The sequence below is a fragment of the Pseudomonas sp. Pseusp16 genome (assembly GCF_047324915.1).
GTDB classification, from domain to species: Bacteria; Pseudomonadota; Gammaproteobacteria; order Pseudomonadales; family Pseudomonadaceae; genus Aquipseudomonas; species Aquipseudomonas fluorescens_CD.
Genome location: NZ_CP168522.1, coordinates 2,154,316 through 2,177,378, shown reverse-complemented (window position 1 = coordinate 2,177,378; position 23,063 = coordinate 2,154,316). Strand labels below are relative to the sequence as shown.

Here is a 23,063-nt window from a genome sequence, read left to right as displayed (position 1 = left end):
GTAAAGCCTTGCTCTTAGCCTGCCGCTGATTAGGGCGCCGGGTTTGATCTTTGTCAAAGGGAAGGGAATGGATGGTGTTGCCCGACGTGCGGTTGTCCGGGCTTTGTCCAGTGACGAAATTGTTGACCATTATCAATCTTTCGCCTGGCTCCCCGGTGCAGTCTTTGGGCTCGTGCTGAACTTTGGCTTACGCACTTAAAGAAGGGATCACCGTGGCAACCATGAGAGCGGCTGTTTTCGTTGAAAAGAACCGGATCGTGCTGGAAGACAAACCCGTCCCTGAAGTCGGACCGCTGGATGCATTGATCCGTATCACCACCACGACCATTTGCGGCACCGACGTGCACATCCTGCGCGGTGAATATCCAGTGGCCAAAGGGCTGACCGTGGGCCACGAGCCAGTGGGCGTCATTGAGCGACTGGGGTCGCAGGTGCGCGGTTTTTTCGAAGGGCAGCGGGTTATTGCCGGCGCCATCACGCCCAGCGGACAAAGTTACGCTTGCCTGTGCGGCTGCGGTTCCCAGGATGGGCCAGATACCCGCCATGGCTTTCGTGCTACCGGCGGCTGGAAGTTCGGCAACAGCATTGACGGTTGCCAGGCCGAGTACGTGCTGGTACCGGACGCACTTGCCAATTTATGCCCGATTCCCGACGGACTCAGCGACGAGCAGGTATTGATGTGTCCGGACATCATGTCCACCGGGTTTTCCGGTGCAGAGCGGGGCGAGGTGAATATCGGCGATACCGTTGCCGTGTTTGCCCTGGGTCCCATCGGCCTGTGCGCGGTGGCGGGAGCACGGCTCAAAGGCGCGACGACAATCATTGGCGTGGATGCCGTGGCCGAGCGGATGAGCGTCGCGCGACGGTTGGGTGCGACCCATGTCGTCAACTTCAAGGACGGCAATGTGGTCGAGCAGATCATGGCGCTGACCGATGGCCGTGGTGTTGATGTGTCCATCGAGGCATTGGGTACCCAGGGAACTTTCGAATCCGCGTTACGCGTGCTACGCCCGGGTGGTCGACTATCCAGCCTTGGCGTTTACTCCAGCGATCTTCGCATTCCCCAGGATGCCTTTGCCGCAGGATTGGGCGACTACAGCATTGTCACCACCCTGTGCCCGGGGGGGAAAGAGCGCATGCGCCGCTTGATGGCCGTAGTGCACAGTGGTGGTGTGGACCTGTCGCCACTGGTGACCCACCGCTTCAAACTCGATGATATTGAAGCGGCCTATGAATTGTTTGCCCACCAACGGGACGGTGTGATGAAGGTCGCAATCACCCCTTGAGGATGTCCGCGCTTACTCGAAGCAGTACGGAGGTATCTATGATCATTGATATCACGGAGAAGCCGGCAAGCCATTGCTGGGTCGTGTGCATGGATGCCTTGAAAGTGAACTTCAACAGCTTGGGAGAAGCACAGGCGTTTGTTGGCCTGCTCAAGGCACGTATCGAGGCGCCCCATGTCTGGCCAGTTGGTGCTCGCCTGGCAGACGACACAAGACGGATGTCTGGCTGTCAAATGGCTTATCCCAATGGCAAACGGGTTTGCGCCGACCGCATGGAGTAACAACGTGGACCAGTGCGGGGCGCAGTTCAAGCAGATGAAGATCCAATGAACGGAGCCATTGGGCTGACAGGAGCAGCCGCAGCGCTGGGGATTGGCATGCTCATCGGTCTTGAACGCGAACGGCATAAGGATCAGGGCGAGACCCGCGCTTGTGCCGGTTTACGGACGTTCGCCATTACGGTGTTGCTGGGTTATGTGGCGATGCAGGTCGGTGGCGGTTTGCTGGTGGGCATCGTGGTCATCGCTCTGGGATTGCTCGTCACTGTGGCTTATTGGCGAAGCCTGAGCGACGACCCCGGGGTGACCAGTGAAGTAGCATTATTTACGGTGCTGGTATTGGGGGCGTTGTGTGGCATGAACCCTGAGCTAGCGATTGCTATCGGCGTGGTGATGGCAGGGCTACTGACTTATCGAGAGAAGCTGCACCACTTTGCCCGCAGCCAATTGACTGATGCGGAATTAGGCGACGGCCTTATCCTCCTGACGGCTGCTCTTGTCGTGCTGCCCTTGGCACCGGACCGCTTTATCGGTCCCTACGTTGCCATCAATCTACGCACCATTTGCAGCCTGACCGTATTGCTGATGGCGGTGGGGGCGATTGGACATATTGCCGTTCGGACCCTGGGGACGCGGTACGGATATGCGATCAGCGCGATTGCCTCCGGTTTCGCTTCCAGCACCGTGACGATCGCTGCCATGGGCCATCTCGTCGCCCGGCAGCCCGACAATATCAAGGTCCTGAGTGCGGCAGCGATCCTGTCCAATATGGCCACCGTTACGCATGTCGGCTTGATTCTGGGGGCGGTCGACCCCGGTTTACTGAGCCATATGTGGGGGCCATTGATGTCCGGAGCGGCCGCCACGACGTTGTATGGGGTATGCCTGATGTTTCCCAAGTCAGCGACCGAGGCCAACCAGCCGATCAAAGTCGGTGGGGCGTTCAACCTCAAGTTGGCCCTGATCGTCACATTGACCATGACCGGCATTACCTTTGTTTCGTCTGTGATGCTCAGCCATTTCGGCCAGCTGGGGGTGATGTTGACGGCCACATTCAGCGGTTTTGCTGATGCGCATGCTTCCACGGCGTCGATTGCCACGCTGGCCAAGTCCGGTCAGTTGCCCTTCGATGCCATTGTCGGGCCTGTGCTGATTGCGATCAGCAGCAACTCCGTCAGCAAATGCGTGGTGGCGTGGGTAAGCGGCGGGCGACGCTTCGCCGCTTACGTGATCCCGGGCCAGGTGTTGCTGACCCTGGCGTTGTGGGCGGGGATGGGGCTGCTCTGAAGGATATCGCGTGCGCAACTGATAAAAATCAAGTGGTCGGAACAAGGAGCAATCAATCTGTGGTTCTACTCCTGGATTGAAATGGCCGTGTGCCGAGGTGCCCTATGTCGCAATCTCAGCGTTTACTCTTGATTGCTCCTTCAGCCATGACTCGGACACCGGCATTCGACCGGGCTGCCGCGCTTGCGCTTGTGATGCAATTGCCGTTACACATCGTTGCGTTCGACTATTCACAGGCCCTGGCGGTGGCCGGGCTGTTCGCCCCGGAACAATTCAGTCTAGCTCGGGACGGCTATCTGCAAACCCATCGCCAATGGCTCGTGGAGCAGGCCGGACTGATGAGCAAGCACGGCGTCGAGGTCACCAGCGAAGTGGTATGGGTACAGCATCCTTATGAGGAGATTCTGAACTTCATCAATGAGATGCCGCTGATGCTGATCATCAAGGACGCCCAGGAAGAATCGGCGCTCAAGCGCGTGTTTTTTACACCGCTGGATTGGCAGCTGCTGCGCGATTGTCCTGTGCCGGTGCATCTGGTGACTACTCCGCTGAATGCCCGACCACGCAACGTACTGGCCATCATTGATGTGTTGCGCGATGAGGATCAGGACCGTGTGTTCAACGACCAGATTATCGACGCTGCGGCGAAACTGGCCGCGGTCTGTGATGCCAGTCTTGAGTTGCTGCATGTGTATGACTGGACGGCTGTATACGTCCAGGACATGGGCTTTGCCGCATTGCCGTTGGACACCGGAACTTATGAAATGTTGGGAGCGGTTCAGCGTGAAGCATTTGCGGCCATCGCTGAACGCCACGGCGTGTCACCGGAGCGTCGTCACTTCATAGAGGGGGCACCCGTGCCGAGTATTTGTGAGTTTGTCTTCGAGTACCGCAGCGATGTCATTGTCATGGGCACGGTGCAGCACAAGGGCTTGAGCAAATTACTCGGAACCACGGCCGAGCAACTCCTGCATCGGGCGCCGTGCAGTGTGCTGGCGATCAAGCCAGGAAGAATACTGCAATCCTGAGGGATTGATCGCCCCTCGATGAGCCGTTGGCCGGAACATCGCGGGGGCGATTTTCTACAGGTAAAGACGATGAATCACCTGACGGCTGTCGTCGGGATCATTGTGCGTCTCGAATCCGAGCGCCTTGACCAGGTCGCGCATTGGGGTATTGCTGGAGGCGTCCACCGAATACATCTGGCGAAAGCCGTTTTTGCGGGCCGCCTTGATCAGATGTTCCATCAGCAATGTGCCCAGACCCAGGTACTGCCATTCATCGGCGACCGTTACGGCACATTCACATTCACACTCACACTCATGCTCGCGAGTGGCCGCGTAACGGCTGATGCCGATCTCGACCAGATGCCCGTTGTCATGGACCAAAGCGATGTAGGCCACACGCTGGTTATGATCCGTGTCCATCAACTGATTGAGCATCGCAGCACCGGGTTCGTTGATCTGCGCGAGAAAACGCATGTGGCGGGACTCGGGAGACAGCCGTTTGATGAATGCGTATTCACGGTCGCGATCCTTCTCCGCCAGTGGCCGAATCAGCAGGTATCGCCCGTCCCTGAGCGCTTCGATCCAGTATTGGCCGTCGACCGCGGCGGAGGGTGCCGCGGCCCGATCATTGTGGTCTTTGACGGTAAGCATGGGGTGTTCCTCCTGTGCGGTTTGAAAGGTTGGCATGCGGCAAAAGAACCGCGTTTGAATCCTTTTCTGCACCGCTGTCGATGCTTGAATCTGATCTGGATCAGACAGCTGTGCCGGCGGCACTGGTTTGCGTGTGCTTGATGTAAATCAAACCGCACGAGGTGATAGAGCGCAGTCTTGAAAGCATGCTGGCACTGTATGACCGGAGTCGAACGGAGGTGTGTGATGGGTCAATATCTACGTTTTCTGCTGATCTCTGACCAAACCCTGCATCAGTCTCCCGCCCAGTTGCGTGCCGTCGCATTGGCTAAGGCAGCCGGGGCCGTACTGGATGTGCGGGCCTTTGTCGAACCGGCGCCGGTGGTTCATTTATGGCAAGAAAAAGTCGACGACGCAGAGCAACAGCGGTACTTGCGTCACTACCGCCGCTGGGAGGCCGAAGAGCTCGATCGACTCAGCGACCTGGGGCTGGACGTGACGGTCAAAGCCGTCTTCACCACCCATCCGCTGCTGGATATTTTGAAGACGGTCGGAGATCTCAAGCCCGACCTGTTGATCAAGGATGTGACCTTTGAACCTGTGCTCAAGCGGGTGTTCATCACCCCGCTTGATTGTCACTTATTGCGTGAATGCCCGATCCCCGTGCATCTGGTCAACCATGTCCGGTACAGCTTGCCGCACCGAATCGTGGCAGCAGTGGATCCGTTCGATCCGTCGACACAAATCAGCGGATTGAACGACACCATCATTCAAACCGCCAACGCCCTGGCTCTGCAATGCGATGCGCCGTTACACCTGCTTTACGCCTATGATTTATCGCCCGCTTTCAACAGCGACGCGCCATTGGCCGGGGGCGGTTGGGGCGTGGATCTCAGCGAAGAGCTGCGTCAATCCTTGCACCAGGCGTTTGTTGCACTGGCGGAGCGCTACGGGGTGCCACCGGAGCGACGGCATTTCGTCATGGGACTGCCGGTGCCGGTGATCAGTGAGTTTGTCGAGCAATACCTGGCCGATGTAGTGGTGATGGGCACTGCGCATCGGGTGGGGCTCGACCGGTTGATCGGTAGCAACACAGAGCGAGCGCTGTACTCTGTGGCGGGCAGTATTTTGGTGGTCAGGTCGCGTGTCAGGGAATGAGCACTATTGCGCCGTTGAACTGACCTGTGCGCAACAGCGCCAGCCAGAACCATGGCACGCATGAAGGTTCTCCAGTCAACAGGTGTCAGCGGAGATTGCGATGGCAGCCCATGATCAGTTGCTTAAGCTCGTCCATGTTCAGGATGTTGACGTCGCGTCCGTTTATTTCCACCACTCCCTGGTCACGCAGGTGCGCGATGCCCCGACAGATGGTTTCAAGGCGCAGGCCCAGGTAAGAGCCAATTTCCTCCCGACGCATTTTCAGCACAAAGCTGCTGGACGAATAACCGCGGGTATTCAAGCGCTGCGACCAATTCAGGAGAAAAGCGGCCAAGCGTTCATCCGAGTTCATGTTACCCAGCATCATCAGCATGTCGTGATCGCGAACGATTTCCCTGCTGAGGATTTTGTTCAGGTTGTGCTGCAATGAAGGCAGTTCTCGAGCAAGTTTTTCCAGGTGAGAAAAATGGACGGGGCAGACCTCGCTATCTTCCAAGGCAACTGCATTACATGCATGCAGATCGGTGCTGATGGCGTCTAGACCAAGCATTTCGCCGGGGATCTGGAACCCTGTGACTTGCTCGCGACCATCGACCGAAAGCACGCTGGTCTTGAACGAACCGATTCGCACCGCATACAGCGAACGCAAAGGGTCGCCTGCGCGGTAAAGCGCCGCGCCCTTTTTGACCTTCAATCGTTGCACGATCAGTGTGTCCAGGCGTTCGATTTCCAGACCGGTAAGGCCAAGCGGCAGGCACAGTTCCAGGACGCTGCAGTTGGAACATGCAGACTTGAGGTTTTGACTTTGAAACGGCCTGGCTTCAGACATGACCTAAATGCCCCGAAATGGATGGGATAAGCATAGGTGCTACCTGCCCAAACCACCTTTTGTTCCAAACTATTGTGGGCGTAACAGACAAGCGGGTAAAAAACCGTTCCGTCGGCTGGCTCACATGCGCAATTCAGTTCATATGCAATCTTTGAGACTTGATGCAAATCAAGTCATGAGCGCTTCAGACTCTCAGAATCGAGGAAAAACCTGCTGGTTGCCTGATCCTCTGGCGGAGAAGTTCATGAGCGATTATCTAAGTGCCGAGCAACTGTAGGGACATGAAGCCTAGGCTGAGCCGGCAATGGACATTGATGGCCAATCACTGACGTCTACACAGAGTCGGCCTGCGTCGAATATCCACCCCACGGGAGATTTATCATGAGCCAGTATCAAAGCCTGTTACTGATCATCAACCCGGCCTTGCGCCATTCTCCAGCCATGAATCGTGCAGCGGCGCTGGCCAAGGCTAGCGGTGCAAGTTTGCATATCGCGGCGCTTATCCCCTCGTTCAAATGGTTATCGCTGCTTGAAGAGGGCGATCGAGAATCGGCTCGGGAGCGATACCTGCAGGACCATCGCGGCTGGCTTAAGGCTCAGGCCGAAAATTTGCGTGACAGGGGGATAGAGGTGACCTCCGAGGTGGCCTGGGTTGAAGACATGAAGCAAGACATCATTGATCACGTCACGGACATGCAGCCCGACTTGTTGATCAAGGAGGTTCAGCATGAGTCCGTGCTCAAGCGAGCCTTCTTCACCCCGTTGGATTGGCACTTGTTGCGTCACTGTCTGGTGCCGGTCTATCTGGTAGGCGGGAGCAGCTTCGTTTTGCCCCGCAAGGTTGTAGCAGCGGTCGAGGTATCGGATATCGAGTCAACCGACAATGGACTGAACGACCGAATCATCAAACAGGCTTGCAGCCTTGCGATGCAGTGCAACGCCGAGCTGCATTTGCTATACGCCTGCGATATCTCGGCCGCTTTTCTGGCGGACATGGGCGGCCTGACACTTGCTGACCTGACCAAAGCGCTTCGCAGAGACCTGGAAAATTCTTTTCTGGGGTTGGCAGGTCGGTTCGGAGTGCCCTCCGATCGTCGACATTTCATTGAGGGAAACCCGGTCACAGCGTTGAGTGAGTTTGCTAATGAACACAATGTGGATGTGATCGTGATGGGCAGAGTTCAGTCCCACGGTGTGGACAAGCTTCTGGGCAGCACGACCGAGCATATTCTGTATCAGGTGCCATGCTGCGTTCTGGCCGTCTAGATCGAGTCTATACCAGGCTTGATGGCACACCGTCAGTTCGACAGTTGAGTCTGATACGAGTCAGAAAGGGGATTATTTGCGCTTCCAGTACTTCTGCATTTCCAGAAACAGGAAGGATGCGGTCCACGTGATGAGCACCAGCCCGGTAAGGGCTTGTAGACCGGTCAAGTATTTGAGGTTACCCACAGGCGAAATATCGCCGAAGCCGATCGTCGTGTACGTCGTAAAGGAAAAGTAAACGCAGTCCATCAGCGAACCGTCGAAGTTTCCCGTCAGGCTGCCCCATCTCCCTGAGTGCACCATCAGGTAATAGACCAGCGCAAAGCACCAGACCTCTATTGCGTGGGCCAGGAGGGCGCCGAACACTCCAACTACGATTCTGAAGCGGCTCCACAGCTTGAGCCGGGGTAGCCAATCATTCAGGCGTAACAGGCATTCATAGTGGATCAATACGGTGATGATGACCACCAGCGTATTGATCAGCGTGACTGCCAGCATGGCAAATCTCCAGTGAAAGGGGAGACGGTGAATCAGAGTATTTCTACGCCAAGAAGCCGGAAAATCGTTGAGCTGAATCAACAAGGGTTTTAGTAATCGAGAGCCAGTCGTTCCGTTAACGATAGCTGCTGATTAGTTGATAAAAGTCAGGTTCCCCACGGCATAACTCCAAATAATCGAACTACCGCTTTCCAGTCGTAACAAGTCGACGGGACGATTATGAAAACGTACTTGTTCGTCGTATTGCCGGATATTTTGCTGGCTGCAGTCACGAGCTCACTCGAAGTAACAGGCGTTTGATTCAAGGCCCCGACAGCCAGGCGGGTTCGCACTCAGGCAGGTTTCAGGGCGAGGTATGTGATGCTCAAACTCAAACGCATTCTATTGATAGCCCCCAGCGAAATGACCCTGACCCCGGCGTTTGAGCGTGCACATGCCTTGGCTGGTGCAACCGCTGCCTTATTGCACATTGTCGCGTTCGATTATGTCCAGGCACTGGCGGTAGCCGGTCTGCTTGACCATGATGCGATGGCTCAGGCACGAGAAGGCTACCTGCAGGTGCACCGTCATTGGCTGGAGCAGCAGGCCCGGTTTCAACGATGTGGCGGCATACAGGTGACCACCGAAGTGGTCTGGGCCAAGTCGAGCCTGACAAACCTGCTTGAGTACGTGAACGACTTTCTTCCGGACCTGGTAATCAAGGACACCCATTATGTGCCGGCACTTGACCGTGCCTTTCACCGGCCTGTGGACTGGCGACTGCTACGCGAGTGTCCGACTCCCCTGCACCTGGTTACCAGCGCCAAAAATCCTAAACCCTTGAAAATTCTCGCGGCGATCGATTTATCCCATCTGGAAGAGCTGACTCGGGGATTAAATGACCGAATAATCGACCTGGCATCTACTCTGGCGGCCAGTTGTGGTGCCCAGTTGCACTTACTTAACGTCAGTCGTTGGTCAGAGATAAGCGATGTGCCGATGAGTGTGCCGACAGGCAGTCTTGATAACAGTTTGAGGGACGCAATTGAAGATGCCCAACAAGAGGCTTTCGATGTGCTTGCCGAGCGCTATTGCATCAGCAATACACGCCGACACTCACTGACAGGCGTCCCCCACAAGGTCATCGGACTTTTCGCTCAACAGAATGCCTTTGACATGGTGGTGCTGGGCACGGTTTATCACCGTGGGCGTGACCGGTTTATCGGCGATACTGCCGAGAGCGTGTTAAACCGGGCACCGTGCAGTTTGATGATCGTCAAGCCATTAGTCTTGCCCGATTGAAAGGAACGCCGTCGAGCTTGCAGTTGATAAAAATCAACTGTCTGAATCGCCCCTGATTTTGTAGACAATGAATGACCGTTATTGGCTGTGGATTACTGCCCGTCACCAAGTGCAGAAATCGACCCATTGCAAGCGATCGCAGCCAATACAGTTACGGTCAGTTTGCCCGCGCCGAGAGTCGCGTCGTGCAAGATCTACCCGGTTGCGCCGCACTAGAGCATCACGCTGCGTCAATGCCTGTTGCAACCGCCGAGCCACTGCTACGCCAGGACAATACGTTTGAGCTTGGCGTTCAGTGCGGCGAACGCCGCTTCGGTACTGGCCTTGTGGTTGGTGATGAGCACGTCGATGCGTTCTGGCGGGCAGAAAGCGACGCGGCTCTCCACGCCGATCTTGCTGTAGTCGGCGAGGATGACCACGCCTTCGGCATTGTCGGCCATGGCGCGCGCCACTTCGGCTTCGCGGTGGTCGTAGTTGCTGGCACCGCGCTGGGCGTCGATGCCGACGGGAGATAACAGCGCGAGGTCGGCCCGATAGCGGCCAATTTCCGCCACCGTGGTGCCGCCAACCGTAGCGGGAGCTCGGTCGTCGAGCGAACCGCCCAGTACGATCACCTCGTTGTGCTGGCCGCCTGGCACAGCGGGATTACGCAATTGCAACGCCACGTTGAACGAGTTGGTGATCACGGTCAGCCCTCCCAGCTTGGCCAGCTCTTCGGCGAGGATGACGGTGGTGGTGCCCGCGTCGATAAACAAAGTCTGTCCGTGCGACAGCAGGCTGACCGCTGCGCGCGCGAGGTCACGCTTGAATTTGACGTTGATATTCGCCCGCTCGGCGATGGGCGCTTCGTCTTCAACGCGGATGGCGCCGCCGTGTATCCGCTTCAACTCCCCCTGTTCTTCCAGAGCGACCAGGTCGCGTCGCACCGTCTCGCGTGAAACGTTCAGCTCCGTGACGATGCGGTCGGTGGTGACGCGCTGCAAAGTCGATAGCAGTGCGCGGATCCGCTGGTAACGCTCTTCTTGCCACATACCGGGTGTCCCTGCTGTTCGAGTCGCTGTCCGAGCACGCATTGTGGAGGGGCGTCAGTCGCTGTCAAGTTTGGCGCGGCCTCATGATCATTGGGCTGGCGCAGCCTGCGCGTCATATTTGTGGAATGCTGAGGCATCATTGTTTTTTTGTGTATTTGGAGCTAGCCTCGTGGCCGGACGATTTCTTCCCCTCGTCCGCATTTCGAAACACGCTTTCGCCATCGCCTCGGTTGTAACCTCTCATCTAGAAGTAGGAGCTATGCCATGCAGCGTCGCCAGTTTCTGAACACCCTCGCCACCGTTTCCGTTGTCAGTCCGCTGTTGTTGTCATCCCGCATAACGCAAGCCGCCACGCCCCCGGCCACACCAAGTGCGCTGGACCCGGCGCGCTGGTCGCCGCTCAACCAAAAGCGTCTGCAGGCGGTGATCGATGAGCACGGCGTCAAGAGCGCGTCCTACCGCCCTGACCAGCGCCCGTACGCGGTGTTCGACTGGGACAACACCTGCATCATGAACGACTGTGAAGAAGCACTGCTGGTCTACCAGATCAATCATCTGCAGTACAAGCTGACGCCCGATGAGTTCGCTGAGGTGGTGCGTCAGGACGTGCCGAACGGCGCATTCATGAAGGACTACACCACGGTGGACGGCAAGCCGGTCAAGATGGAAGACATCGCCAGCGACGTAGAAGCGGATTACCGCTGGTTGCACGCCAACTACAAGGGGCTCGCCGGCGACAAGAGCCTGGAAGAGATTCAGGCCAGCGAGCAGTACAAGGATTTTCTCGCCAAGCTCTACTTCATGTACGACGCAATCTGCGACAGTTACCCGGTGGAGATCGGCTATAAGTGGATTCTGTATTTCTACAAGAACATGACCACGGCTGAGTTGCAGGCGATGGCCGAGGCTTCCAACAATTACGCCATCGGCGACGCGCTGCGCAAGGTCAAGTACGAGAGCTCACGCACGTTGCCGGGCAAGGCCGGGGTGGTGGCGGATACGCACTTTCATGGCATCCGCATCCATGAGGAAATCCGCGGCCTGATGCACACGCTGCGCGCCAACGGCATCGACGTCTATGTCAGCACAGCCTCGATCGACGATGTGGTACGCGTGTTCGCGGGCAATCCTCATTACGGATACGGCGTGCCGCCTGAGAACGTGATCGGCCTGCGCATGGCGATGGAAGGCGGCAAGTACACCACTCGCTATCAGCCGGACTGGCACTTCAACTACGGGCCGGGCAAGACCGTCGGCATCAAGAACGTGCTGGTTAAACAGAAGGGCTATGGCCCGGTGTTGGTGGCTGGCGACAGCGATGGCGATGCCTGGATGCTGCGCGACTTCAACGATACGGCGGTGGGGGTGATCGTCAACCGCATGAAGAAGGGCGAGATCGGCACCGACAGCCAGCAGGCCGCTACCCAGTTGGGCACCCCGAACGCCCGCTTCATCCTGCAGGGGCGCAACGAGCACACTGGCCTGATGATTCCAGACGAGAAATCGCTCAAGTACGGTAAAGACGAGCTTAAGCTACTGGCTTGATGGCACTGGCTCGCGGGTGGCCGGCGGCCATCCGCGAGCCGCAGTGCAACTCGCCTTGTACCTGCGGTAATGATGATTCTGCGTCGGAAAGTCGATACCGCTACCGGCCCGAGTAAGTCAGTCGTATCGAGTCAAAATTGTGAGTGGCCCTGGATTTACGAGGCGCGCCCCACAGACCGCTTTTGGCCGTTTTTTGCCCGTCGCGAGAGGCAGAAAGCGACCCAGGACTGCCGTCTTGGAGAGGCCGATTAGAGTAGAAGAAATAAATATGCGCCCAGTTTTCAAACGAAGTAAGCGGTGGTTGAGCGCATTGTTAGCTGTCACCACCATCCGTTGCTATGTAGGACGGTTTTTTTGTAAAAGTCTATGTTTGCGCGGAGTGCATAAAATGCACTTACTCCATATTTGAGGGCATTGGATAATTCGGGGTATCCGAGCGCATCTAGAAGAAAACTTAGGACTATAATAATGGCAACTGACAAGATTAAGTATGTGATTGATTTCTTCCACATTCCTTTTGATAGGTAATATATTGGGCCGAAGAGATACGCCAATATGTTAAAAGAGAAGGCTTTTCTTCGCTCCGGCTTTGGAAGATTTTTGAGGTTGGGTAGCTTTGGCCCGCCTGCATGAGCGATTGCCTTGAAGCGCTCTTTCCAAACTGCAGAAATCGGTAGGTTTTCTATCATTTCGTCAGTTGGTTGTTCGTTTAGTTCGAGAACCACTGCAGTGGGTGGGGAGTAGGGATTATGAGATTCCATGAGGCTTCCTTATTATAAGTAGACGGCAGAAGTGGCGTAGTATTTTCCGTCGTTTCTGTCGCATAACGTTCCTTGCTCATGCGTAACTCCCTGTTTTGCTTGAGTGTCGCGCCAGAAACACGAAATGAGGCGAGTAGGAATGGCGGCATTGTCTTTGGCCTCATTGCGGAGTCTAGCAGCGCGTCCGAGGTCTGCTATGTAATGGCCGGTTGCTGCCGGTCAAAAAGGTCAGCTTGCGAACCAAAGTACTCCTTCCCTATGGTGGCGCTTTCAGCACGGTTGGGCGTTTAGGGCGAGGGCTGTACCGTTCTACCTCTCGAATGTACTCGCGCGCTTCGCGAAAATAGTAGCGCATCAAATGAGTTCGCAGGTTCTGTCGTAGACGCCAAGTACTGTATGCACTTGCGCAAAGAAAGACGAAAAAATAGATCCACTCATTAGTGTCAGATAAAAATAAAGCCAGACAAGTAAGCAGTATGAAAATTAATTGATCAGATGTATTGAGCCATCCACTGTCTATTTCCCGCTTTCTCAGGGTCCGAAGCAACCACCTATACATGGCGAAAAAAAGTGCACTCAAGAAAAAGAATACGAATCCTATAATCCAGCTTCCTGGTATGGGCGAAAAAAAGAAACTGACCCCAAAGCCCGCAAGGATAATACTTGTGGCGAATGCACCAAGAAGAGCATCCCACTGTTGATCGGCGTAGCGATACAACCGTCGTTTGATCTCGGCCCGGTGTATCTCGTGATAGCGAGGGTTCATAGGCCTAACCTAGGCTAGCTAGCCAGAAAACAAAAACGTGCCTTTGTTTGCCAAGTGTATGGTAGGTAGTGCTTTTGTCCAGGTTGTGCTCCCTACACGGAAGAGAATGAGAGATTGCCGCTTCCGGCCGGTCTCAGCCGGTCGCGACCGGCTGAGACCCATTGCTGCCGGTGGCGACAGGCAGCAATCGAAAGACTTCATTCGTCACGCTACCTGGAAGCATCACGCAAGAGATGACGGCCCTGGCCGCATAACCCCAACCCCAACACCGTGATCACCGAGTCACTCATTCTGCCCGAAGTCGGGGTGATTGGATTCTTGAGATCGGCCTGTATGACGTCAGCGGCGATCTAGTCGCCGTAGTCACGGAGGCTGCGATGTTCAATGTGTGTCAGTTGAAAGAATCTTAGGATGTCTGTGACAGCGTTCTCGGAGCTACACACAATCGATGGAAGTACGGGCTATATCAAGCAGGGACTAGCAAGGATTAAAGCGCCAGGACTCAGGAATGCAATCGGGTGAGTAGTCCTCTTCGGCTTCTAAACAAAAGATTCAGTGATAGCATTTTGATCTAAGAGTTTTTAATTCATCCGGCGCGCCTAGTCTACGCTCGCATTAGTGTTCCTTCGTCAGGGGCAGAGTCGAGTGGTGTTCATTTTGGCGCGATTGTAGATAAGGACGGAGGTACAGTCGCCGACGCTGTCAGCGTGTCCAATGATGCGATCGAAGATTAAAGGCTTGGTCTTTTATATAAAATCAGGATCTTGAAAAATAAAGTTCGGGTGATGGGGTGGGATATTCAGCTGTCACTTTTGGTGTCAGTTGCAGCTGAAGTAAAATCTGATAGCGGAAGGGTGATTGATTGTGTGCTAATTCCTCTTGGTCGCCATGTTTCTGGAAGTGCGAGGGATCAATAGCTATGAGGTTTTATTTTCTGATTGCGTTAGTGTTAACTACTTTGTCGGTATGGGGTAGGGTTGTGACTGAAAGTCAGCAAGTGAATTATTTTTTGGTAGACGGTGTGAAGTATTGTTTAAATTCAGATTTGATGTCGAAAGGAGTTAGTTCTAAAGATGGGAGTCAGACGGTTTTTATCAACGGTGTAAATGTCGTTGGTAGTAATGTTGGGAAGGTTAAGGTGTTTGTTGATCGCAATGATATTGGCAAGAATGACCCAGGTAGGTCTGCTTTCGAATTCATCAAAAGTTGGGGTGGGACCTTGGAGGTGGTAGAAGCGACGAATGATTTCGTGGTCTATCGCTCTGATGAGGTTGCCCGCAAGAAAGAATGGATTTTTAAAGACTTGCGTGATGATGAATATTTTTACTATGACTGTATATTTCAGCTTACCTGCTCTATTAATGGGGCTTATGAAGAGGAAATTGGATTGCGAGTGGATTTTAATCCTGGTGAGAAAGTACTTTCTAACAAAGAAGTTTTGGAAATTTATCGGGCGATTAAACAAATAGTCTTCGGGGCTTTCGCGAACCACCAATGTTGAGCTCATCGCTAAAGTAGGTTTGTTGAAAATGCTACTGCCAAACTCTGGAGCAGCAGATCTTTGGCGTCTTCTTCGAGTAAATCCTCGGCAAATGTTGCAGCGGCAAGTCTTCTGATTCTTGCATGAATTTGGGAATGACTGCTTTTGGCCGTTTTCTGCCTGTCGCGACCAGTTGAATCCACAACCCATAACGGACACTGAGGACGAGCGCCAAATGACGGTACCTCGATACCGCTGGAGGCCTTGAAAATAGTGGAGTGGGTGAACTGCTGCGGGAAAAGCGTGCAGCGCTAGAGTTGTGGCATGCTGAAATATCGAGGGTAATTGGAGAAAATCATGGCGGCTAAATACAGCGGCCAGCACTGCGCTGAGATGGCCCTCCACTGGGTTGCATATCAGCTCGGGCGCTCTGGGCTGTCCACACTTCCAACCGCGCGCAATGCTGCAGGGGCCGATCTATTTGTCTACGGCGATGATTGCGCCATGGCAATCGGCGTTCAAGTGAAAGGCAGACAAACACGCGGTGACGTCCCACTCGGCCACGACTTGGGGAAAATCAAAGGCGCGTTCTGGGTTATTGCGAGCAATGTAGGTTCAGACTCGCCGGTGTGCCATGTCCTGACCCCCGACGAGGTAAAGAACCAAGCCACTCGCGACAGTAATCCAAGCAAAGGCTCCGGGAAGCATCACTACTGGTTAAAGCCGTCTGCATTCGAGCAGGAGCAGTTTGTTGAGGCGTGGGAGCGAATAGCCCGAGCCATCAAGCTGCAGGCTGAGAAGGTCGGAGTATGACGCCGGGAGAGCTGAACCGCCGCAATGCTGCATTTTGGGAGAAATGCTATTCGAGAGATCTTTGACCAAACATGCGCGAGCTTTTAACAACTGGTCGGCTGTTGACCGTACAGTACAGCCCCCCGGCCAACACCAACCCCATCGCCCAACTAATGTCGGCGCCTAGCCAGTTCGCTACAAAGCCTGTGTAGAACGAGAGTTTCATGAAGGGAATCGTGCCGATTATCGAAACGGCATAGACCATAAGGGTTCGCCCGTTGAAGCGGGCGTAGCGGCCTTTAGGGTCGTACAGGTCACCTACTTCATAGTGACCGCGACACACCCAGTAATAATCAACCAGGTTGATCGCACTCCAGGGAATCAGCAAATACAACTGACCGATCAGAATGTCCGCAAAAAACGTGTCAAAACGGTACTGGGTGGCTATGGCGATCAGGGTCGCAGCAACGGTCAACATGGCCATCACCAACGCTTTTGCTGGAGCCGTGACGTATTTGAGCCCTCCAAAGGCTCCGAATATCGTGACCGAAGACATATAGGCGCTGTACAAGCAGAGTACGTTGTACTGGATGACACCAAGCGCGATCACGCCCAGTACCAAAGGTGCCCACGGGCCAAACAATGTGGCAATGGCGGTTGCAGGGTCGTGTTCAAGCGCTGCAGGTATCGCTACTGCCAGTAAAGCGCCTAATGCCATCATGGCAAAAGAGCCCAGTGCGCAACCGCAATAGGTTGTCCAGAACGTGGCGCGGGTGCTCACGTTCGCGGGGAGGTAACGCGAGTAGTCTGCCACGTAGGGGCCGTAACCTAAAGTCCAGGAGGCCGCCTGCGCTATGACCAGGTTAAAGGCGGCCAGCGTAAAGCCCGTACCTGAGACGGTTGTTGATGCCGCGTCGCTGGGGTGCAGCAGGATCAAGGCCAAGGCGCTTGCAAACACCAGGGTAGATAACAGGCTCATCCACGCCCCCATACGGTGGATCAGCTCGTAGCCTATAAAACCAATGATGAAAGTCAGAACGCCAACCACCACAATGGCCTGGTCGTCGCTCATTGGCACCAGCGCCTTTAAGGCATCGCGCATCAAGACGCCGCTGGCGGCAAGAAATAGCACCGCCGCCGTGACCATTACCAGCAAGGGGATCGCGGCTCCGTAAACACCGAACTGTGCCCGGCTCTGGATCATTTGTGGAACCCCCAAGTGAGGGCCCTGGGCGGAGTGCGCGGCCATGAACACAGTGCCGACCAGATTGCCAATCAGCAGGCCCAGCAATGTCCAGCCGAAGCTCAACCCCGAGGCGATACCCAGCGTACCAACCATCAAAGCGGTCACTTGGAAATTGGAACTGAACCAGATGGTGAACAACCGCCGCGGCGTTCCGTAACGTTCACTGTGAGGGACAAACTCGATACTACGCTTTTCCAGCTTCACGACCGCCTCCTGATTTATTTTCGTGATTATCAGATAGGCATCGATAGCTTTTCGGCCCAGCTGCGAACGCCTCATAGCTAGTAGCGCCATACCCTCACTTAAATTGCAGGTGTTTTCACACAGCCTGGGTCGCGCTCTACCGGTCATGGATACGAAATGTGCAGGTCAAGTCCGATGCACATGGCTGGTCAGGTCGAATGCAAATGGGTGGTCAAGTCAGTGCAATTAACCAACTAACCTTCGCAGGTTGCGAGAGAATCACCCCTGGTTTCGTAGACAGACGGAATGACCACTTTTAGCCGCTAAAGTACTGACTCATGGAGCTTGGAGACGAGCAATGAAACTGAACCACAGGCCAGTGAAGGCTAGCGACGTAAAAATGATCTGCGGCTTTCCTCAGAACACTCAAGAGTTGTTTTTCATGTTTCCGAAGGCGCACTTTCCGCTAACGGAAACGCAGTTGAATACCGCGATCTCCCAACGCTTCGACTCTACTGTCGTGGAGATCAATGGGACTGTCGTTGGGTTTGCCAATTTCTATCGAGCTGAACGCAATGGCATTTGCTGTATCGGCAATGTCATCGTCTCGCCGAGCGCTCGGGGCGAAGGAGTAGCCACGTTTCTCGTAGAGACGATGACCGGCTTGGCATTCGAGCGTTACGGAGCCAACGAGGTGCAGATTTCCTGTTTTAACGAAAACACGGCAGGGCTGCTGCTCTACCCCAAGCTTGGGTTTGTGCCCTATGCCATTGAGGAGCGACCTTCTTCGGGAAACGGCCGATCGGCCCTCATACACATGACGCGCAGCAGAAGCTCGACAGATTGAATACACCGTCGATTGCTACCTTGGATGACAGGCAGAAATCGGCTGGTTCAGGGTGATGGAAAGCAATGGCATGTCCGCAAATGGCTGATGGCTGCCCTTGGTGAGAGGCAGCTTTTGGCTGTGGATTCAACCGGTCGACGCAACAGATTGGCTAAATCGTTCAGCCTGCTGTAATCGAACGTAAATACCGACATTTTCAGAGCGCTGTCTCACGAGCGGTAGATGATTGGTTTTTCCGGGAATTTGCAACCGGTGGCATGAGTCGCCTGCAATGCACCGTGGAGGGCACCCATGACGATCTCATGTAACAGCTTGCGCCGTGCTCCCTTGCTCGCCTGGGATTCTGCAATCCAGGCCGGCAGTTGGTTGAGCAGGGAAACGATGCTGCTCAAGGTATCACGCTGGGTGACGCTCAGCGGTGTACCCGTAAGCTGCTCTATCGTTCCCAACAGGTGTTCCTCATAGCGCCGACGTAAAGTCAGGATCAAGGCTTGCTGTTCGCTGCTTAGACAATGGAGGTCATACTCCGCCAGGCGGAAATGCGCTCCCATACGCTCATGCAGCAAGAGGTGCGCCTCAAGCAGGCCATGCAGCCGTACGGCGGGCGCGGATTTGCGACGGTTCACCTGGCTGGCGCCATGAAGCAACTGTTCGTAGAGTTCCTCGATCAGTTCGAACAGCAGTGCCTCCTTGCTTTCGATGTGGTTGTAAATGGAGCCGACCTTGATGCCCAGATAAGCAGCCAGGTCGCGCATGCTTACCCGGCTGAAACCACATCTGGCGAATAGCTCGAGTGCCTTGTGGCGGGTTTCCAGGTAGCGCGAGTGGTGCACGTGTTCGATGGGCCTCGCCAACAGTGCGTTCGGGCTGGCGCAACGGGGCGTGACTGGCTGGGGGGCAGTCATGGAATCAATACCTCCATCGTTGCTCATCCACCTCATACGCGAAACTGCCCCAATAACCGATTGAGCTGGCCCGCCAGCTGGCCCAATTCCAGGCTGGCCTCGTTGGACCGGTCTGCCGCCAGGGCATTCTCGTGGGCCAGCGAGGCTGCGCGGGTGACATTCTGGCTAATGTCCTCGACCACGTGGGACTGTTCCAGGGTGGCACTGGCGATCGAGGCGTTCAGTTCGGTGAGGTTGCGCAGCGCGCCGATGACCTGGTGCAGGCTTTCACCGGTTTCGCGGGCCTGTTCCACGGTTTGTTGAGCGGCTTGACTGCTGGCAGTGATGACATTGACCGCCGCTTCCGAGTTGCCCTGCAGGCGCTCGATCATGCCCTGGATTTGCGCGGTGGACTGCTGGGTGCGTTGTGCCAACAGGCGCACTTCGTCTGCCACCACGGCGAAGCCGCGACCCTGTTCGCCAGCGCGCGCCGCCTCGATTGCAGCGTTCAGCGCCAGCAGGTTGGTCTGCTCGGCGATGGCGCGGATCACTTCCAGCACGCTGCCGATCTGGGTGCTTTCCTGGGCCAGGCTCTGGATCACTTCGACGGCCTGGCCAATGGTCTCGGACAACTTATCGATCTGGTGCAGGCTGCTATCGATGTTGTGCTGGCCCTGGCGTGCCTGCTCATCGGCCTGGCGTACTTCGTTGGCGGCGTGCTCAGCGTTCTTCGCTACTTCCTGCACAGCGTAGGAAACCTCGTGAATGGCGGCGGCCACCAGTTCCATCTGCTGTGACTGCTGCTGACTGTGGCGCTGGCTGTCGCTGGCGATCTCACCGAGCGATTGCGAGGCCTTGTCCAGGCTGCCGGCACTCTGCATGGACTGGCCGATCACCGCGCGCAGCTTGCTGGTGAACGCATTGAAGTGGCCGCTCAAGGCGGTCAGCTCATCGCGCCAGCGACTGTCCAGGTTGTGCGTCAGGTCGGCTTCGCCGCTGGCGATGTTCTCCATGGCATTGACCACCTGCGCCAGTGGCGAGGCTATGCTGCGGGCAATCAGCAGGATCAGCACGCTGAGCAGCAGGGCGATCGTCACCAGAATGACGAAGGTCTGCATCAGCTGGCGGCGGAACTCGACTTGCACGTCGTCGATGTAAATGCCCGAACCCACAATCCAGCCCCAGGGCTTGAATAGTTCGACATAGGAAACCTTCTCCACCGGCGTGTCGGAGCCCGGCTTTGGCCAGCGGTAATGCACCAGACCGGAGCCGTCGCGCATTGCCACGGTCACCATCTCGTCGAACAGTGCCTTGCCATCAGGGTCGCGGGTGCCGGCCATGCGCTTGCCCTCGAGCTTGGCATTGGGGTGCATGACCATGCGCGTGTCGAGGTCTTCGATCCAGAAGTAGTCCTCGCGGTCGTAGCGCAGGTCGCGTATGACCGCGCGGGCCTGTTGTTGCGCCTGCTCACGATCCAGACCCTGGCTTTCCAGGTTTTGGAAGTGACGCAGGATGCCGCTGGCGGTCTCGACCACATGACGGGTTTTCAGCGCCTTGGCCGCGTAGAGGTCGTCATGGTTTTGCTTGAGCATCAGGCCGGCGAGAATCAGCAGCATCAGGATGGACGTCAGCAGGATCAACCATAGACGGTGGCTGATGGGAATATTGCGCAGGCCGGGCATGGGCAACTCCAGAAGGGGGTGGAAGAAGGGGCGGCCGGACGCAGCGGGCGCGTCCGGCCAACGGCTCAGAGCGCGTAGTGGGCCAGCTCGCGGGCGATCAGCAGGCGCTGGACCTCGCTGGTGCCTTCGTAGATCTGGGTGATGCGCGCATCGCGGTAATAGCGCTCTACCGGGTAGTCCTCCAGGTAGCCGTAGCCGCCATGGATCTGCATGGCGCTGGAGCACACGCGCTCGGCCATTTCCGAGGCGAACAGCTTGGCCTGGGACGCTTGCGACAGGCACGGTTGCCCGGCGCTTTTCAGGCGCGCGGCATGCAGCACCAGCAGGCGGGTAGCATTGAGCCGGGTGTGCATATCAGCGAGCAGGTTGGACACGCTCTGGTGCTCGATGATCGGCTTGCCGAACTGGATGCGTTCGCGGGCATAACCCAGGGCAGCCTCGAAGGCGGCGCGGGCGATTCCCAGAGCCTGGGCGGCGATGCCGATGCGACCGCCTTCGAGGTTGGACAGGGCAATGGCCAGGCCTTTGCCGCGCTCGCCCAGCAGATTGGCCTGGGGGATCATGCAGTCGCTCAGGGTCACCGCGCAGGTATCGGAGGCCTTGATGCCCATCTTGTGTTCGCTGCGGTCGACCACGAATCCGGGGTTGTCGGTTGGCACCAGGAAGGCCGACAGGCCCTTCTTGCCCAGCTCCGGATCGGTGACGGCGAAGACAATGGCCAGCTTGGCGCGTTTGCCGTTGCTGACGAACTGCTTGGCACCGTTGAGTACCCACTGGCCGTCGCGCAGCTCGGCGCGAGTGCGCAGGTTGTGTGCTTCGGTGCCGGCCTGTGGTTCGGTCAAGCAGAAGCAGCCGATTGCCTGGCCGCTGGCCAGAAGCGGCAGCCAGCTGTCTTGCTGGGACGGGGTGCCATATTTCAACAGAGGGCCGCAGCCCACTGAATTGTGGATGCTCATCAATGCGCCGAGGGCACCGTCGCCGGCCGAGATTTCCTCCACGGCCAGGGCGTAGGCCACATAGTCGGTGTAGCTGCCGCCCCAAGTGTCCGGCACCACCATGCCCAGCAGGCCCAGTTCACCCATCTGCGCCACCACGGCGTCATCGATCCAGCCTGCCTTCTCCCAGGCTTGGGCATGCGGGCCGACTTCGCTGCGGGCGAAGTCGCGTGCCATGTCGCGGATCATGCGTTGTTCTTCGGTCAATTCGATATCGTGCATTGCGTTGTCTCCTGCTGATCAGGCGATGCGAAGGGGAGGGCTGGAGGCTGGCCGGAAACCGCTGAAAAAGGCCTGCACCCGCGTTGGTGCCAGCTCTGCCAGGGTTGACGGATTCCAGCGGGGGCTTTTGTCCTTGTCGATGATCAGGGCGCGTATGCCTTCCATCAGGTCGCCCTTGTCGAACCACTGATAGTCCAGATGCAACTCCAGGGCGAAGCAGTCGGCCAGGTTCAGGAATCGACCGCGACGCAACAGCTCCAGTGTCGTGGCCATCGCCAGCGGCGAGCGGCTGTCGAGTAGCGCGACCGTCTGTTCGGCCCAGTCGCGCAGCTCGGGACGCTGCTCAAGTTGCAGCGCGTTGCGAATCGCCGACACATCAGGCAGGGCGAAATATTCATCGATTGCCTGGCGATACGCCTTGAGTTCCGACCCCGCTATACGCTCGGTAGCGAGGCCGTCGAGCAAGTCTCGCAGGTCTTCTTCAGGTGCACTGGTCCAACTCACATAGTCCAGAGCGGCATCCAGTTCCGCCAACCGCTCGCTGGACAGGCAGTAGTCAGCCAGATTGGCATAAAGCGCATCGGCGGCACGGACCTGGCAGCCTGTAACCCCCAGATAAATACCCAGCTCACCCGGAAGGCGCGGCAGGAAATAGCTGCTGCCGACATCGGGGAAAAAGCCGATGCCGACTTCCGGCATTCCCATCCTCGTGCGCTCGGTGATCACCCGCAGTGAGGCAGTCTGTGCCAGCCCCATGCCACCGCCCAGAACAAAACCATCCAGCAGCGCCAGCACCGGTTTGGAGTAGCCATGCAGGTACTCGTCCAGGGCGTACTCCTGCTCCAGGAACAGCTCGTGCAGATCGTCGCCGCCCTTGTGACTGTCGTACAGCATGCGGATGTCGCCACCGGCACAGAAGGCTTTTTCTCCGGCGCCACGGAGGGTCACGGCGACGATCTCCGGATCCCGTTCCCAGGCCGATAGATGCCGGTACAGCTGCGTCACCATGGTCAGGTCGAGGGTGTTCAACGCGCTCGGTCGATTCAGTGTCAGGTGGCCGATGCGGTTGCGCACACTGGCCAGCACCGGGGCTTGCTGCTCGCTCATGT

The 23,063-nt window shown here is 56.5% G+C and carries 21 protein-coding genes; 11 read left to right on the top strand and 10 right to left on the bottom strand.

What is annotated here, in order from left to right; all coding sequences use genetic code 11:
- The first annotated feature begins 212 nt into the window (after positions 1-212).
- The 4 genes from ACEN8Q_RS09685 to ACEN8Q_RS09670 all read left to right on the top strand — a co-directional run bounded on the left by ACEN8Q_RS09685 (position 213) and on the right by ACEN8Q_RS09670 (position 3,879).
- Positions 213-1,286: an NAD(P)-dependent alcohol dehydrogenase gene (locus ACEN8Q_RS09685; protein WP_413422290.1), complete on the top strand. Its 1,074-nt coding sequence runs from the start codon at positions 213-215 to the stop codon at positions 1,284-1,286.
- Between the two features lie 38 nt (positions 1,287-1,324).
- Positions 1,325-1,567, top strand: a complete 243-nt coding sequence (locus ACEN8Q_RS09680; RefSeq protein ID WP_413422288.1) for a hypothetical protein — start codon at positions 1,325-1,327, stop codon at positions 1,565-1,567.
- Positions 1,568-1,612: 45 nt separating this feature from the next.
- On the top strand, positions 1,613-2,851 hold the full coding sequence (locus ACEN8Q_RS09675) for an MgtC/SapB family protein (RefSeq protein WP_413705062.1): 1,239 nt from the start codon (positions 1,613-1,615) through the stop codon (positions 2,849-2,851).
- 104 nt (positions 2,852-2,955) lie between these two features.
- Positions 2,956-3,879 (top strand): universal stress protein, encoded by a 924-nt coding sequence (locus tag ACEN8Q_RS09670; protein WP_413705061.1) that lies wholly within the window; start codon positions 2,956-2,958, stop codon positions 3,877-3,879.
- A gap of 54 nt (positions 3,880-3,933) precedes the next feature.
- Here the strand turns inward: ACEN8Q_RS09670 and ACEN8Q_RS09665 are convergent, their stop codons facing one another.
- A complete protein-coding gene (locus tag ACEN8Q_RS09665) occupies positions 3,934-4,509 on the bottom strand; it encodes an N-acetyltransferase family protein (RefSeq protein ID WP_413705060.1) in 576 nt (191 codons plus the stop codon).
- Between the two features lie 225 nt (positions 4,510-4,734).
- On the opposite strand from ACEN8Q_RS09665, the gene ACEN8Q_RS09660 reads away from it, so the two are divergent.
- Positions 4,735-5,646, top strand: coding sequence for a universal stress protein (locus tag ACEN8Q_RS09660; protein ID WP_413422449.1), 912 nt, complete (start codon positions 4,735-4,737; stop codon positions 5,644-5,646).
- Positions 5,647-5,731: 85 nt separating this feature from the next.
- On the opposite strand, the gene fnr is transcribed toward ACEN8Q_RS09660, so the two are convergent.
- Positions 5,732-6,475, bottom strand: coding sequence for a fumarate/nitrate reduction transcriptional regulator Fnr (gene fnr, locus ACEN8Q_RS09655; RefSeq protein ID WP_413422280.1), 744 nt, complete (start codon positions 6,473-6,475; stop codon positions 5,732-5,734).
- A 381-nt stretch (positions 6,476-6,856) separates the two neighbouring features.
- On the opposite strand from fnr, the gene ACEN8Q_RS09650 reads away from it, so the two are divergent.
- Positions 6,857-7,741: a universal stress protein gene (locus ACEN8Q_RS09650; protein WP_413705059.1), complete on the top strand. Its 885-nt coding sequence runs from the start codon at positions 6,857-6,859 to the stop codon at positions 7,739-7,741.
- A gap of 72 nt (positions 7,742-7,813) precedes the next feature.
- Here the strand turns inward: ACEN8Q_RS09650 and ACEN8Q_RS09645 are convergent, their stop codons facing one another.
- Positions 7,814-8,239, bottom strand: a complete 426-nt coding sequence (locus ACEN8Q_RS09645) for a potassium channel family protein (RefSeq protein ID WP_413705058.1) — start codon at positions 8,237-8,239, stop codon at positions 7,814-7,816.
- Between the two features lie 360 nt (positions 8,240-8,599).
- Between ACEN8Q_RS09645 and ACEN8Q_RS09640 the strand changes: the two genes are divergently transcribed.
- On the top strand, positions 8,600-9,520 hold the full coding sequence (locus tag ACEN8Q_RS09640) for a universal stress protein (RefSeq protein ID WP_413422274.1): 921 nt from the start codon (positions 8,600-8,602) through the stop codon (positions 9,518-9,520).
- Between the two features lie 260 nt (positions 9,521-9,780).
- Here the strand turns inward: ACEN8Q_RS09640 and ACEN8Q_RS09635 are convergent, their stop codons facing one another.
- Positions 9,781-10,551, bottom strand: coding sequence for a DeoR/GlpR family DNA-binding transcription regulator (locus ACEN8Q_RS09635; protein ID WP_413422272.1), 771 nt, complete (start codon positions 10,549-10,551; stop codon positions 9,781-9,783).
- Positions 10,552-10,815: 264 nt separating this feature from the next.
- On the opposite strand from ACEN8Q_RS09635, the gene ACEN8Q_RS09630 reads away from it, so the two are divergent.
- Positions 10,816-12,096, top strand: a complete 1,281-nt coding sequence (locus tag ACEN8Q_RS09630) for a haloacid dehalogenase-like hydrolase (RefSeq protein ID WP_413422270.1) — start codon at positions 10,816-10,818, stop codon at positions 12,094-12,096.
- Positions 12,097-12,416: 320 nt separating this feature from the next.
- On the opposite strand, the gene ACEN8Q_RS09625 is transcribed toward ACEN8Q_RS09630, so the two are convergent.
- Entirely contained in the window at positions 12,417-12,857 is a 441-nt protein-coding gene (locus ACEN8Q_RS09625) for a DUF2628 domain-containing protein (protein ID WP_413705057.1), read from the bottom strand.
- A 1,745-nt stretch (positions 12,858-14,602) separates the two neighbouring features.
- Here ACEN8Q_RS09625 and ACEN8Q_RS09620 point away from each other — a divergent pair.
- Both ACEN8Q_RS09620 and ACEN8Q_RS09615 read left to right on the top strand, forming a co-directional pair.
- On the top strand, positions 14,603-15,124 hold the full coding sequence (locus tag ACEN8Q_RS09620) for a hypothetical protein (RefSeq protein WP_413422266.1): 522 nt from the start codon (positions 14,603-14,605) through the stop codon (positions 15,122-15,124).
- A gap of 336 nt (positions 15,125-15,460) precedes the next feature.
- Positions 15,461-15,916: a hypothetical protein gene (locus tag ACEN8Q_RS09615; protein WP_413428199.1), complete on the top strand. Its 456-nt coding sequence runs from the start codon at positions 15,461-15,463 to the stop codon at positions 15,914-15,916.
- A gap of 46 nt (positions 15,917-15,962) precedes the next feature.
- Here the strand turns inward: ACEN8Q_RS09615 and ACEN8Q_RS09610 are convergent, their stop codons facing one another.
- Complete coding sequence (locus ACEN8Q_RS09610) at positions 15,963-17,345, bottom strand: purine-cytosine permease family protein (protein ID WP_413705056.1); 1,383 nt, start codon at positions 17,343-17,345, stop codon at positions 15,963-15,965.
- Positions 17,346-17,682: 337 nt separating this feature from the next.
- Between ACEN8Q_RS09610 and ACEN8Q_RS09605 the strand changes: the two genes are divergently transcribed.
- A complete protein-coding gene (locus tag ACEN8Q_RS09605) occupies positions 17,683-18,171 on the top strand; it encodes a GNAT family N-acetyltransferase (protein ID WP_413428201.1) in 489 nt (162 codons plus the stop codon).
- Positions 18,172-18,380: 209 nt separating this feature from the next.
- Here the strand turns inward: ACEN8Q_RS09605 and ACEN8Q_RS09600 are convergent, their stop codons facing one another.
- From ACEN8Q_RS09600 to ACEN8Q_RS09585, 4 genes are all read right to left on the bottom strand, one after another.
- Positions 18,381-19,076: a TetR/AcrR family transcriptional regulator gene (locus tag ACEN8Q_RS09600; protein WP_413428202.1), complete on the bottom strand. Its 696-nt coding sequence runs from the start codon at positions 19,074-19,076 to the stop codon at positions 18,381-18,383.
- A gap of 32 nt (positions 19,077-19,108) precedes the next feature.
- Positions 19,109-20,737 (bottom strand): methyl-accepting chemotaxis protein, encoded by a 1,629-nt coding sequence (locus tag ACEN8Q_RS09595; RefSeq protein ID WP_413428203.1) that lies wholly within the window; start codon positions 20,735-20,737, stop codon positions 19,109-19,111.
- Between the two features lie 65 nt (positions 20,738-20,802).
- Positions 20,803-21,954, bottom strand: coding sequence for an acyl-CoA dehydrogenase family protein (locus ACEN8Q_RS09590; RefSeq protein WP_413428204.1), 1,152 nt, complete (start codon positions 21,952-21,954; stop codon positions 20,803-20,805).
- 18 nt (positions 21,955-21,972) lie between these two features.
- Entirely contained in the window at positions 21,973-23,061 is a 1,089-nt protein-coding gene (locus tag ACEN8Q_RS09585; protein WP_413428205.1) for an enoyl-CoA hydratase/isomerase family protein, read from the bottom strand.
- Positions 23,062-23,063 lie beyond the last annotated feature (2 nt).

Coding starts and splice junctions, on each gene's coding strand:
- ACEN8Q_RS09680 (WP_413422288.1), top strand. CDS start 1,325: ATGATCATTGATATCACGGAGAAGCCGGCAAGCCATTGCTGGGTCGTG.
- ACEN8Q_RS09675 (WP_413705062.1), top strand. CDS start 1,613: ATGAACGGAGCCATTGGGCTGACAGGAGCAGCCGCAGCGCTGGGGATT.
- ACEN8Q_RS09670 (WP_413705061.1), top strand. CDS start 2,956: ATGTCGCAATCTCAGCGTTTACTCTTGATTGCTCCTTCAGCCATGACT.
- ACEN8Q_RS09665 (WP_413705060.1), bottom strand. CDS start 4,509: ATGCTTACCGTCAAAGACCACAATGATCGGGCCGCGGCACCCTCCGCC.
- ACEN8Q_RS09660 (WP_413422449.1), top strand. CDS start 4,735: ATGGGTCAATATCTACGTTTTCTGCTGATCTCTGACCAAACCCTGCAT.
- fnr (WP_413422280.1), bottom strand. CDS start 6,475: ATGTCTGAAGCCAGGCCGTTTCAAAGTCAAAACCTCAAGTCTGCATGT.
- ACEN8Q_RS09650 (WP_413705059.1), top strand. CDS start 6,857: ATGAGCCAGTATCAAAGCCTGTTACTGATCATCAACCCGGCCTTGCGC.
- ACEN8Q_RS09645 (WP_413705058.1), bottom strand. CDS start 8,239: ATGCTGGCAGTCACGCTGATCAATACGCTGGTGGTCATCATCACCGTA.
- ACEN8Q_RS09640 (WP_413422274.1), top strand. CDS start 8,600: ATGCTCAAACTCAAACGCATTCTATTGATAGCCCCCAGCGAAATGACC.
- ACEN8Q_RS09635 (WP_413422272.1), bottom strand. CDS start 10,551: ATGTGGCAAGAAGAGCGTTACCAGCGGATCCGCGCACTGCTATCGACT.
- ACEN8Q_RS09630 (WP_413422270.1), top strand. CDS start 10,816: ATGCAGCGTCGCCAGTTTCTGAACACCCTCGCCACCGTTTCCGTTGTC.
- ACEN8Q_RS09625 (WP_413705057.1), bottom strand. CDS start 12,857: ATGGAATCTCATAATCCCTACTCCCCACCCACTGCAGTGGTTCTCGAA.
- ACEN8Q_RS09615 (WP_413428199.1), top strand. CDS start 15,461: ATGGCGGCTAAATACAGCGGCCAGCACTGCGCTGAGATGGCCCTCCAC.
- ACEN8Q_RS09605 (WP_413428201.1), top strand. CDS start 17,683: ATGAAACTGAACCACAGGCCAGTGAAGGCTAGCGACGTAAAAATGATC.
- ACEN8Q_RS09600 (WP_413428202.1), bottom strand. CDS start 19,076: ATGACTGCCCCCCAGCCAGTCACGCCCCGTTGCGCCAGCCCGAACGCA.
- ACEN8Q_RS09595 (WP_413428203.1), bottom strand. CDS start 20,737: ATGCCCGGCCTGCGCAATATTCCCATCAGCCACCGTCTATGGTTGATC.
- ACEN8Q_RS09590 (WP_413428204.1), bottom strand. CDS start 21,954: ATGCACGATATCGAATTGACCGAAGAACAACGCATGATCCGCGACATG.
- ACEN8Q_RS09585 (WP_413428205.1), bottom strand. CDS start 23,061: ATGAGCGAGCAGCAAGCCCCGGTGCTGGCCAGTGTGCGCAACCGCATC.